Source organism: Roseofilum sp., from assembly GCF_982964205.1.
Window position 1 is genome coordinate 1 of the sequence record NZ_CEZBFX010000138.1, and the last position, 11,961, is coordinate 11,961.

At 46.7% G+C, this 11,961-nt stretch carries 10 protein-coding genes and 1 pseudogene; 1 reads left to right on the plus strand and 10 read right to left on the minus strand.

Annotated elements, in window-relative coordinates; genetic code table 11:
* Positions 1-216: 216 nt before the first annotated feature.
* The 10 genes and pseudogenes from AC3A14_RS21855 to hoxE form a co-directional block, all read right to left on the minus strand.
* Positions 217-342: pseudogene (locus tag AC3A14_RS21855) on the minus strand (PIN domain-containing protein); the annotation flags it as partial.
* Positions 343-456: 114 nt separating this feature from the next.
* The gene (locus AC3A14_RS21860) at positions 457-1,143 is read right to left on the minus strand and encodes a Uma2 family endonuclease (RefSeq protein ID WP_318701109.1); all 687 of its coding nucleotides are present in this window, start codon (positions 1,141-1,143) and stop codon (positions 457-459) included.
* A 145-nt stretch (positions 1,144-1,288) separates the two neighbouring features.
* Complete coding sequence (locus AC3A14_RS21865) at positions 1,289-2,719, minus strand: Ni/Fe hydrogenase subunit alpha (RefSeq protein WP_318732356.1); 1,431 nt, start codon at positions 2,717-2,719, stop codon at positions 1,289-1,291.
* A 130-nt stretch (positions 2,720-2,849) separates the two neighbouring features.
* Positions 2,850-3,398: an NADH-quinone oxidoreductase subunit B family protein gene (locus tag AC3A14_RS21870; protein ID WP_271937764.1), complete on the minus strand. Its 549-nt coding sequence runs from the start codon at positions 3,396-3,398 to the stop codon at positions 2,850-2,852.
* 17 nt (positions 3,399-3,415) lie between these two features.
* Positions 3,416-3,886 (minus strand): hypothetical protein, encoded by a 471-nt coding sequence (locus tag AC3A14_RS21875; protein WP_318732357.1) that lies wholly within the window; start codon positions 3,884-3,886, stop codon positions 3,416-3,418.
* Positions 3,879-4,289: a hypothetical protein gene (locus AC3A14_RS21880; RefSeq protein ID WP_318732358.1), complete on the minus strand. Its 411-nt coding sequence runs from the start codon at positions 4,287-4,289 to the stop codon at positions 3,879-3,881. The genes AC3A14_RS21875 and AC3A14_RS21880 overlap by 8 nt, the downstream gene beginning before the upstream one ends.
* Before the next feature lie 7 nt (positions 4,290-4,296).
* On the minus strand, positions 4,297-5,013 hold the full coding sequence (gene hoxU, locus AC3A14_RS21885; RefSeq protein ID WP_318701104.1) for a bidirectional hydrogenase complex protein HoxU: 717 nt from the start codon (positions 5,011-5,013) through the stop codon (positions 4,297-4,299).
* A 169-nt stretch (positions 5,014-5,182) separates the two neighbouring features.
* Positions 5,183-6,829, minus strand: a complete 1,647-nt coding sequence (gene hcp / locus AC3A14_RS21890) for a hydroxylamine reductase (RefSeq protein WP_318732359.1) — start codon at positions 6,827-6,829, stop codon at positions 5,183-5,185.
* Between the two features lie 107 nt (positions 6,830-6,936).
* Positions 6,937-8,550, minus strand: a complete 1,614-nt coding sequence (locus tag AC3A14_RS21895) for a NuoF family protein (RefSeq protein ID WP_318732360.1) — start codon at positions 8,548-8,550, stop codon at positions 6,937-6,939.
* A gap of 109 nt (positions 8,551-8,659) precedes the next feature.
* Positions 8,660-9,178: a bidirectional hydrogenase complex protein HoxE gene (gene hoxE / locus AC3A14_RS21900; RefSeq protein ID WP_318732361.1), complete on the minus strand. Its 519-nt coding sequence runs from the start codon at positions 9,176-9,178 to the stop codon at positions 8,660-8,662.
* Positions 9,179-9,560: 382 nt separating this feature from the next.
* On the opposite strand from hoxE, the gene AC3A14_RS21905 reads away from it, so the two are divergent.
* Positions 9,561-11,756, plus strand: coding sequence for a hybrid sensor histidine kinase/response regulator (locus tag AC3A14_RS21905; RefSeq protein WP_318719445.1), 2,196 nt, complete (start codon positions 9,561-9,563; stop codon positions 11,754-11,756).
* Positions 11,757-11,961 lie beyond the last annotated feature (205 nt).

The following is an 11,961-nucleotide window of genomic DNA, read 5'->3' on the forward strand; positions in this document are numbered from 1 at the left end:
CCGGAGTCATCCACACTCCCAGCGCTACCAGAGTTCCGACGATTCTCATATCAATTAACAATTAACAATGATGGACTGGTTCTATTGTATCGAAAATTTCTCTGGTGGGTGCGAGAAGTGCAAAGAAACCGGGTTTCTAGTTCCTCTCCATCGCAGGTTGCATCTGTGGGAAGAAACCCGGTTTCTAACAGCCGCAAGAAGCACGGAGAAATGGGGTTAAGGTTGAAAGCGTAGATGATTAAGGCTTGTGACTCTGGTAATGGTTTCAAAGTCGCGGTCATTGTGAATTAACGTTAAGTGATGGGCGATCGCCAATTGAGCAATGCAACAATCAATACTACTGTACCGTATCCGAAGACAGGATTCAAGAGTTAAAGCAAGGAACAAAGAAACCGGGTTTGTCGCTCCTCTCTATCGCGGGTAGCATCTATGGGTAAAAACCCGGTTTCTAATTCCCTAAAGATTCGATAAAAACTGGACGAAATCTTGATGCTCTTCTGTCGCAATTCCTGCTTGCAAAACTTGCAATACCTGGGCTAAATCCCCCCTCAAAAGAGCCGGAACATCTAACCATAATCCCGGATACACTTCACTGGGAATTATCCCTTGTTCGTTGGCTTCTAACTTCTCATACTCACTCCCTCGCAGTCGAAACCAATCTATCTCATTATCCTGGACGCGCCATACCAGATATTCTTGCACCTGATGGCGACAATAAACCTGCAACTTATCATGTAGATCGAGGGATACGGTAGAAGCGGCTATTTCTACCACTAACTCCGGCGCTCCTTCCACATATCCCGCATCATTAATTCTAGATAATCCTTCCTTCTGAAGTCGCAGTAAACCATCCGGTTGCGGTTCATTTTTGTTATCTAAAATTACGGTACAATTATCTCCACTTTCTACACCCTGAGTCATTGCCTCATAATAAAATAACCAACCCATAATATGACTGTGAGGTTTGCCATGTTGCTTGATCCGTAACGCCGATGCCATATAGACTATTCCTTCAATTAATTCCGCTTTCTTGAGTTCCGGCATGTTGTTGTAGCGCCGTTCAAATTCTGCGCGAGAGAGACGATCGCCGTTTTCCAGCCGTGGAATTTCTATATTTTGAGTAATAATTGTACTAAATATCATACTTATTTTCGTTATCCCATCGCTTGAGATTGATCGCCAAGATTATAACCTGAGTCAAAAGAAACCGGGTTTCTGAGGCTACCTCAATGTAAGAGGTACACTGGCTCGGAGAAACCCGGTTTCTGTTTCTGGCGATCGCTAGAATTTAATCCCGATAAAGCTGGTGTGCAATACTACCATCGGGTCGCACTAACTCTAGATGCAACGGCATTTGTCCTATGGCATGAGTCGAGCAGCTCAGACAGGGATCGTAGGCGCGAATACCGGCTTCTGTACGGTTGAGCATGGCTTCAGGAATCTCATTGCCGTGGATATAATGTTTGGCAATTTGAGTCACGGTTTTATTCATCGCCAGGTTATTTTGACCGGTGGCAATAATCAGATTCACTTTCTCAATTAAGCCCTGTTCGTCCACTTTATAGTGATGGAAAAGGGTTCCTCTCGGCGCTTCGCTGACTCCAATTCCTTCTAAATTATTAATGCCTCCAGTGGCGCGAACGCGGGACGAAACTACATCAGGATCGTCTACCAATTGTTCTAAGCGCTCCAGACACGCCATGATTTCAATCAGTCGAGCATAGTGGTAGTAGAAGGAAGAAGTCGCAACCCGTCCACCCGCGCGATCGCGCATTTCCTGTAATTCTCGGTCTGCATTCGGCACTCCCACGCGATCGCACACATTCAACCGCGCTAAAGGACCAACGCGATAGATGCCATCGGGATATCCTAGAGGTTTATAGTAGGGGAATTTCAAATACGACCAATTTTCCACCGCTTCGCCGATAAAGTCTTGATAATTATCCTCGCTCAACTGATCGGCAACGATATTCCCCTCACTGTCAATAAAGCGCAGATGACCGCCATAATGTTCCCAACTGCCATCAGCTCCAACTAAGCCCATAAATAAGGAGGAGAACTTACCAAAAACTTCGGCTTCTGTGGTTAACTCGCTATCCAATAGGCGCTTAAACAAAGCTAGAGCTTTCTCCGTCACTGCGCGCGACTCCGGTAGACGCTCCTTGATCCAAGCGCGACCTTCGTCTGAAAGAGGCGATCGCACCCCACCCGGAACTGCCCAGGCTGAATGAATTTTCCTCGCACCTAACAGTTCAATAATCGTTTGTCCAAACTGCCGCAGGCGAATTCCTTCCCGTGCCAACTCTGGATCGGCGGCAATTAAACCAAATACATTTCGAGTTGCTGGATCGCTCTCCCATCCCAGCAAAAAATCTGGACTGCTGAGGTGGAAAAAGCTCAAAGCATGGGATTGAGTCAACTGAGCTAAATTCATCATTCGCCGCAGTTTTTCCCCTCCCGGAGGCACTTGTACTGCTAAGATTTTATCTCCAGTTTTGGCAGCAGCTAACAGGTGACTTACGGGACAAATTCCACAAATTCGGGCGGTAATACCAGCCATTTCAAACATCGGTCGCCCTTCACAGAATTTCTCAAATCCGCGAAATTCAACAACATGAAACTGGGCATTTTCCACTTCTCCCGCATCATCTAAGAAGATAGAAATTTTGGCATGACCTTCAATACGGGTTACGGGATCGATAACAACTTTTCTACTCATGGCGGTGTTCTCCTTTATCGGGTTTTTGGGTGGGGATGAATGGGGTTGGGGCGGGTTTACACAAACCTGGGTGGGATGCCTAAATTTGGGTAAACCCGCCCCTACAGGTTTTTGGGTGGGGATGGATGGGTTAGCCAAATTTAATCATTTCCCGTCCTTCCATGGTTGGCGTTTGTCCTTCTAATAAAGGCGCGATCGCCGCTTTAATCCGATCGGCTGGCGGTGGACATCCGGGAATAAACAAATCCACTTTAATCGTTTCATGAAGCGGGCGGACTTTATCGAGTAATTCCGGCACAATTCCCGGCTCATTGGGCAATTGGGGAGTGGTATCTCCCAGTTCCAAATAACAGCGTTTCAATACCGGTTCCGTTCCTCCCAACATATTCCGCATGGCGGGAACATTGGCTGTTACTGCACAATCTCCAAAGGAAATCACGGTTTTCGTTCTCTCGCGAACTTTCAGGGCGAGTTCTAAGTTTTCCTCGTTGGCGATCGCCCCTTCGACTAAACAGACATCTACATTTTCTGGATATTCCTTAATATCTGAGCCGACGGGAGAGTAAACCACATCGACTTTTTCTGCTACATCAAATAGAAATTCATCTAAGTCCAAAAAGGACATATGACAGCCCGAACATCCTGCCAGCCAAACCGTTGCCATTCTAATCTTTGCCATGGTGTTCTCTCCTGTTTTTAGTTTCCATTCAATAGGTACTGTGCTTGTTTATCTAGAATTTCTTGGAACTTCACTCCCCTCCATTCACTTAATAATTCAGCGATCGCGTCTAAGGACTCGAAATTACCGGAAGCCAGTATGCTGCTTGCTTGTTGTCCTTGGAGCATAGCAACTAACAGGCTACAAAAGTCTCGGACTCCAAATCCAATAGGAGACTCTTTAACTCTCCAATTATCGACTGTACTTGCATAGCCAAATATGGCATTGACAGCCATTTGAATTGACTCTTTATAGATCATCAAAAAGCGCACAAAACCATTCACATCTTGAGCAAGATCGCAGAGTTTATATACAGATTCATAAGGAATACTAGAGTATTCTGCATGATGAGAGCCAAGAGATTCACAACTCTCCAGAACTTCTAAGAACTGCTGTTCGATTAATTCTGACTTCGATAAACTCGCTCTGATATCAAGGGGTTTATTCATGGTTTTGTTTTCTCCATTCCAGTAGTCTAAGTGACCAAGGATAACGAGCTTGTGCTAACTGATGAGCATCTTGAATGGTCATAGATTTGTTAATCACTAACTTAGATTCAAAAACTTCATGGTTTAACAATAGTTCATCACATTCATTACCTTCACCGTTAGCTAGTCGTTGCCAGGCTTGTGCCATCCATAAATCTGGGCTAAATCCCCAGGTACGCACTCCATCACCAAAGGCATAATTTTTAGCTCGTTTAACCTCTTCAATATCGAGTTGATAGTGTTGGGCAATTTTAGGGATATCGTCAGTATCTTCGATGATCTTATCGTAGGCTTCGATCGCCACTTTAAGATACTTACGTTCATAATAACTGAGATGATCCCAGCGATCGCCACCTTGAGCCATGTGAGGATTATCTTGTCCATTGGTGTTTGGTGCGAGCAGTGACGAGGAATTCTAGTTTTTCGCGATCGCTTTCTTTTTCTGCGGTAGTGGTTCCCTTGCGGAAAATTGATCCCGTAGGACAAGCATTGACACATTTACCACAGGAGGTACAAGCACTGACTTCACCCCAAGGTTGATTTAAACCGGAGATAATTTTGGCTGTACCTCCCCGTCCAGAAACATCCCAAACATGGGCCCCTTCAATCTGATCGCAAACGCGCACGCAACGAGTACAGAGAATACATCGGTTGTGATCGATACCAAATTGAGGATGGGAAACATCCACTTCTCGGTTGGGGAAGCGATACTCAAAGCGGGAATGATCCATGCCAACGGCGATCGCCACATCCTGAAGTTCACAGTTGCCATTTGCGACACAAAAGGCACAAAAATGATTACCTTCAGAGAAGAGCAACTCTACCGTCATCCGCCGATAATCTTGCAGTTTTGCCGTTTGCGTTTGCACCTCCATGCCTTCGGAAACCTCAGTGACGCAAGCTGGCAGTAACTTCGGAATACCAGTAACTTCGACTAAACAGAGGCGACAAGCACCCACATCAGAGATGCCATCTAAGTGACACAGGGTTGGGATCTCAACCCCTGCTTCTTTGGCTGCCTCTAAAAGCGTGGAGCCTTCTTCAATGGCAACATCAATTCCATCAATAGTTAGGGTTTTTACAGACATAGTGTTCTCCAAAATTAGGGAATAGGGAATGGGGAATGGGGAATGGGGAATGGGGAATGGGGAATGGGGAGTGGGGAATGGGGAGTGGGGGAATGGTTAATATATCAATCTCTGTGTTCCCCTATCTCCCTATCCCCCCATCTCCCTATCCCCCCATCTCCCCATCTCTCTATCCCCCGGCCAAACAAGCTGCCAAATCCGCCTCTGGGGTAGAAATCGGTTGCAAGTTATAGGTCTCGGAGAGCAACTTAAACACATTGGGAGTTAAGAACGCGGGCAGAGTTGGCCCTAAGCGGATATCTTTAATTCCCAAATGGAGCAAGGTGAGTAAAACGGCGATCGCCTTTTGCTCGTACCAAGACAGCACCATCGATAAGGGCAGTTCGTTCACATCCATCTCAAAAGCATTCGCTAGACCCAGAGCAATTTGAATCGCAGAATAGGCATCATTACATTGCCCCACATCCAATAAGCGCGGAATCCCTCCAATGGTTCCCAATTGCCGATCAAAGAAGCGGAATTTTCCACAAGCGAGCGTCAAGACTACGCAATCTTGGGGCACTTTTTCTACAAATTCCGTATAGTAGTTGCGATCGGGTTTTGCACCATCACAACCCCCCACCAGGAAGAAATGGCGAATTTTACCCTGTTTAACTGCATCAATAATGGTCTCACTCACGCTTAACACCGCATTGCGAGCAAACCCGGTCATCACCTGGCGAGGTTCAGTGTCTTCAGTAAACCCTTCCATGGTTTTTGCCCTGGAAATCACCAAACTATAATCCACAGTGTCATCAAGGGTCGGTAAATGGATAATTCCAGGAAAACCAACCGGCCCAACCGTGTATAGATGCTCTTCATAAGTCTCATGGGGAGGCATCAGGCAGTTGGTCGTAATGACAACCGGGCCGGGGAATTTGGCAAAGTCGCGGGTTTGATTTTGCCAAGCTGTACCATAGTGACCATACAGATGGGGATAGCGCTCTTTGAGCTGGGGATATCCATGGGCTGGAAGCAGCTCGCCATGGGTATAAACCGTAATACCACTGTCTAGGGTTTTTTCGAGTAGAGCCGCCAGTTGCTTAATATCATGACCTGAAACCAGGATCGCCTTGCCTGGTCTGGGGTTAAGGGGTACGGTAGTGGGTACCGGATGACCGTAGGTTTCGGTATGACCCGCATCTAAGCAAGCCATCGCTTTCAGGTTCATTTCTCCTATTTTCAGCGCTAAAGCCACCCACTCCTCTAAGGTCAAGTGGTCTCGATCAACTGCCTGTAAGGCTTGATGGCAGAACTGGTAAATATCGGGGTCTTCTTGACCGAGTTCGTAGGCATGGAAGGCATAGGAAGCCATACCTTTGGCTCCATAGAGTACCAGCAACTTCAGGGCAAAGATATCGGGGTTGCCCTTGGCGGACTCTAGCAAGCGAGCCGTGAGGTTTTCCCCCTGTTCGGCTAAACTTTCGGTAAAGTCGGGTTGATAGTCGGCAATTTCGGGCCACTCAATGCTCGCAGATTGGGCAATTTGAACTTTCAGGTCTTCCCGCAGGGCGATCGCATGACGAATTAAATTGGCAAAATAACGCTGGTCAAAGTTGACATTCGTCATCGTGGTAAACAGGCTCTCGCAGGTAAAGCGATCGACTTCTAAAATCGATAATCCTAGTTCTCCAGCTTTTAGAGCTACGGGAGCTAAACTTCTAAGGCAATAGACCAAGAGGTCTTGAACACCATTGACGGCTGGACTTTTCCCACAAGCGCCCCATTGGTGACAACCTTGACCACTGGCGGTTTGTTCGCATTGTTCACAAAACATAATTGAATTTCACTCCTTATGAGGCAACAGGAATAGGGGCGGGTTTACCGAGATTTAGGTAGGAAGGCAATAGGGTTAGTGAACCCGCTCCTACTATGGATGGAGGGTTAAGCCTTAACAGCTAAGAACTCCTCATACTCAGATTTGAAATAGCGCAAGGTACTCAACACCGGGTTGGGCGCACTCATGCCTAACCCACATAAGCTGGTTACACGCACCATCTGACAAAGATTTTCTAGGGTTTCCAAGTCTGCAAGGGTTCCCTTTCCTTTAATGACTTTGGTCAACAGTTCGTACATTTGCACGGTTCCAGTTCGACAGGGAATGCATTTGCCACAAGACTCTTCCTGGCAAAATTCCATGTAAAATTGGGCCACCTGTACCATGTTGGTGGAGTCATCCATGACCACCATTCCTCCTGAACCCATCATGGAACCGAGTTTAGTCAGAGAGTCATAGTCTACGGGGGTATCCATATATTCGGCTGGAATACAACCCCCAGAGGGCCCACCGGTTTGCACTGCTTTCACTTTGCCGCCATCGGGGACTCCGCCCCCCATCACTTCGACAATTTCCCGTAAGGTAATTCCCATGGGCACTTCAATCAGGCCGTTATTGCAGACTTTTCCGGTGAGGGAGAAAATTTTGGTGCCTTTGCTTTTTTCTGTACCAATACCTGCAAACCAGTCTGAACCATTGCGGATAATGGGGGCAATGTTACCCAGGGTTTCTACGTTATTGATTAAGGTGGGTTCTCCCCAGAGTCCGGAAACAGCAGGATAGGGAGGACGAGGCCGAGGGACTCCACGTCCGCCATCGATGGAGGCAATGAGGGCCGTTTCTTCGCCGCAAACGAAGGCTCCTGCACCGACTCGAATGGCGATGTTAAAGTCAATTGATGAGCCGAGGATACCGGAGCCGAGGAAGCCTTGCCGTTTGGCTTGTCTGATGGCCTTTTCGAGGCGGGTAATGGCGAGGGGATATTCGGCACGGACGTAGATGTAACCTTGGTTGGCTCCGACGGCGTATCCGGCGATCGCCATTCCTTCTAAAATCCGATGAGGATCGCTCTCGAGTACAGAACGATCCATAAATGCGCCGGGGTCTCCTTCATCGGCGTTACAAATAACATATTTTTGTCCAGAGGGCATTTTAGCCATGGTCGCCCACTTTAATCCGGTAGGATAACCTGCACCTCCCCGTCCCCGGAGTCCAGCTTTCGTAATTTCTGCGATTACCTCTTCTGGAGACATTTCATAGACGGCATGATACAAGGACTGATAGCCGCCCATGGCCAGGTATTCACCAATACTTTCTGGGTCAATTTTGCCGCTGTATTCACGCACAATGGGGAACTGACGACTAAAGAAGGGATGATTAGGATCGCCTTGATTGGCTGTAACTTCTCCTCCCTTTAAGCCGTCAATGATGGAGGGGGCTTGCGCTGGAGTCACTTTTTCATAATAGAGTCCATTAGCTGCTTCTGAAGATTCCGAATCGATCTGAACAATGGGCCCTTGGCCACAAAATCCCATGCAACCTACGCCAACAATTTGCACCTCTTCTTGCAAGCCTTGATCTTTAACGGCTTGTTCCATACCTTTTTTGACGGCTAAAGATTGAGCGGCTTGGCATCCAGTTGATGTACAACAATGAACTCTGGTGGGTTTCTGGGCTTGTTTCTCCTGTTCGGCTAGGTCTTGCAGTTCGCTAAATTCCATAAGTGTTCTCCGTAATTGTTATGTGTACCGAGTGGGGGAATGGGGAATAGGGAATAGGGAATAGTTTCTATTTCACCGTGTCCCCGTGTCCCTGCGTCAGGAACGTCCCTCACTCCTGCCAGCCTTTTATGCCCTCAATCACCGATTCTGGGGTTTGCTGGGCAGCCACTTGACCATCAAACACAACAGCAGGGGCGATGCCGCACGCTCCGATACACCGAGCAGTAACGAGAGAAACTTGTCCGTCGGGAGTGGTTTCTCCAGAATGAACGCCAGTATGTTCTTCGAGGGCGGCTAAGACTTTATCTCCTCCTTTGACGTAGCAGGCTGTTCCCATACACACGACGCAGGTATGAGCGCCAGCCGGTTTGAGGGAGAAGAGATGATAGAAGGTTGCGACTCCATAGACTCGACTCAGGGGGAGTTTGAGGTTGCGGGCAATGTATTCTAGGACTTCTTCTTCAAGATAACCAAAGGCTCCTTGGGCTTTGTGAAGGATTTCAATCAGAGCATCTTGGCGATATTGATTGCGCTTCATGGTTACATCTAGGGCTTTGAAGCGTTTGTCTTTGGCCGCAGGCTTGGCCGGTTTTTTGTCTGAGGTGGGAGGGGCGACTGAAGATTGCATAGTCTGTGTTGAATTTTGGGTGTTCTTAAGTTTCTATTGAAGCGCTAAATGGAGGAAAATTTTCATTTTTTTATAAAGATTTTCAGTAAAATCTAGATTCTTTTTGACAATCTTTTTGTTGTTTAATCTTGGATTTAAGTGGGCTTAAGTTTTGAGAAAATCTCTATAAAATAATGCTAATTTTAATGTCTGACTTTATGTTTTTATGAATTTTTGTAAAATGGAAATCTATGGGGTGCGATCGCAATCTAGATCGAAAACCGAGCCACCTGACCTCAAGAAATGTAAAGTTATGCGAAGATATATATTGTCAGTTGAGTACATTGGTGAAGATAATGCCATGCTTGTATCCCCCAAACCCATTGACCGAGAATAAACTGCCATGGATCTACAGCGTCTTCAAGAAGAACAAGAATTAATTTTGTCCCAAATGGACAATGCGATCGCTCTATTCGACGCTTCCCATCACTTGGTCTTGTTTAACCAGAAGTTGGCTCAGTTGTGGGAAGTTGAGCTTGAGTATCTACAAAAACAGCCCCATATTGAAACGGTGATTAGCCACTTAATCCATCAAGGCTATTGGAGTCCAGGAGAATGTCAAGAACTCAAATCCAGAATTATCGGATCGGCAAAAACGGATGTAGTCATTGAAGTCGAACAATCTAATGGAATTCATTTAGAAATTTCAACAACAGCGACCTCTAACCAAGGACGGTTACTGATTTTCCGCGATGTGACCCGCGATCGCCAAGCACTCAAACAAGCAGCCCTGATGGAAGAAAGCTTAAATGCAGAGGTCAAGCGTCTACGTTTCCTGTTAGGCCTCAATGAACGGCTACAGACCCCAGTTTCCCTGAAAGATATGGGTCAATATGCCCTGAATTATCTCATAGAAACGATGGACTCAGCATTTGGGGATATTAAAGTGATTAGCGGAGAAGGGGAGGAACGACTAGCCGGCCCCTTAACCAATAATATTTCCGGTCAATTTATTGCCAGTTGTGGTAAACCCGTGGTGGAAGAAATGGAATCCTTACTACAAAAAGGCATTCCCCAGGGTCAAGGTTTGCTCTGGGAAGTTGTCCGGACCGGAGAACCCTTATTTATTGAAAATTACTGTAACCATCCCCAATCACTAGAGATATTTCGCCATCCGAACATTGGCCAATTGGGTATTTTTCCCATTCCTACCTCCGATGGTCGGGTGATTGGGGTGTTAACCTTGGAATCGCGCAATATACACCGACTGGAAAAGTCTCCCCAGCAGGATATGCTCATCGCGGCCTGTCGGACTTTGGGCGTAGCGATTGAGCGGGCTAGCGCTCAGGAAACCCTGCATCAAATTAATCAAGATTTAGAGCGAGCTTCTCAATTAAAATCGGAGTTTCTGGCTTCTATGTCCCATGAACTACGAACTCCACTCAATAGTATTTTAGGCTTCTCCGATTTATTGCTCCGCCAGCGCTCTGGTCAACTGAATGAACGGCAACAAAATCAGGTAAAGGCGATCGCCTCTAGCGGAAAACATTTGCTCTCTCTGATTAATGAGATCCTGGATTTATCGAAAATAGAGGCGGGTAAATCGGAACTAGATCTACAAATTCTGGGCATTCATGAGCTATGTACGGATTGTCTGAAGATGATCCAACCCCGCGCAGATAAAAAACGACAAATTCTCTCCCTAGAATTAGATTATCGTTTGGATCAAGCCTTGCTCGATGAACGGCGTATCCGTCAAATTTTAGTCAATCTGCTCTCCAATGCGGTGAAGTTTACTCCGGAGAAGGGACAGATTAAACTCAAGGGCAGATTAGCATATGGGGAAGAATTAGCCCAAGAAAATCGCTGCGATCGCTCCCCCATTAATCAGAGTACTCCCTATCTCTGTTTAGAAGTCCAAGATACAGGTATTGGCGTTCCCAAAGATCAACAACATTTACTCTTTCGTCCCTTTCAACAAATTGACTCCTCTTTAACTCGTCGTCATGAGGGAACAGGTTTGGGTCTTTCCCTAACCAAACGACTGGCTGAACTCCATGGGGGAACTCTCTCGTTTGAGTCCCAAGAGGGTAAAGGTAGCGTGTTTCGAGTTTGGTTACCCCTGACGGGAATGAGTCGTTTATCTGCTAAGGATATGGACGCGAACCAAGAGGGTCCTCCCATCGGCGATCCTCCTAAAGAAGTGAATGGGAAGCGGGTGTTGGTGGTGGAAGACCAACCCTATAATCAAGCTTTGATTTCTGAGATCCTGGAGTTGGAAGGCTATAGTGTGGAATTGATCGCTGATGGTCAAGTGATGGTCAACACTATTGAGTCTCCCTTGGTAACACAACAAAATTTACCGGCATTAATCTTGATGGATGTACAGTTGCCAGAAGTGGATGGTTTAGAGTTAGTCCAACGCTTGAAGGCCAATCCTCTGTGGAAAGAGGTTCCGGTGATTATTGTGACTGCAATGGCGATGGCTGGCGATCGAGAACAATGTATGAAAGCGGGAGCAGATGGCTATTTGAGTAAGCCTTTGGACTTTGAGGACGTGGTGGAAGTCATTCAACAGGTTCAGCACAAGACTGAGTAGGCGATCGCGGATCGTAGAGATAGAATCGTTAATAATTACCCCTCTTCTGTCACTCTTGGAAATTCTAACGAATTTCCGTCATTACAGCCTGCGATCGCCAACGAAAGAATGAGGGTTTGAGGCCCCTTTTTGGGAAAGTGACAGAAGAGGGTTACAGCGCGAAGCGCTGCTATGAGGTACATTGTCGATCATAGATTCGAGTTGT